Origin of the sequence: Frankia sp. Mgl5 (assembly GCF_023242985.1) — a bacterium.
Classification (GTDB): domain Bacteria; phylum Actinomycetota; class Actinomycetes; order Frankiales; family Frankiaceae; genus Parafrankia; species Parafrankia soli.
In genome coordinates this window covers 1-239 of the sequence record NZ_JALKFY010000329.1, presented here as the reverse complement: position 1 = coordinate 239, position 239 = coordinate 1, and the positions used below count along the sequence as shown (strand labels likewise).

The window sequence follows — 239 nt, the reverse complement described above, 5'->3', positions numbered from 1 at the left end:
CCGAGTCGCTGAACTGGAACCCGGAAACGGTAAAGAAGATGAAAGATCAAGGCTCGCTGTCGCATCTGATTACCACATCGGAGCGAATCAAGCGTGATGCGCTGCTGCTGATGGAACGATCGGATGAAAGCACCGACGTGCCCAGCGCCACCTTGGAAACGGCTGTTCGCTTGAAAAATCAGGAAGAGCGGCAGGCTTTTGTCCAGGAATATGTCCAGATGGTAAAAAAACTGGTGGAG

1 pseudogene is annotated in these 239 nt (G+C 52.3%); it reads left to right on the top strand.

From position 1 onward, the window contains the following. Positions 1-239, top strand: a pseudogene (locus MXD62_RS09545) (ArsR family transcriptional regulator); the annotation flags it as partial.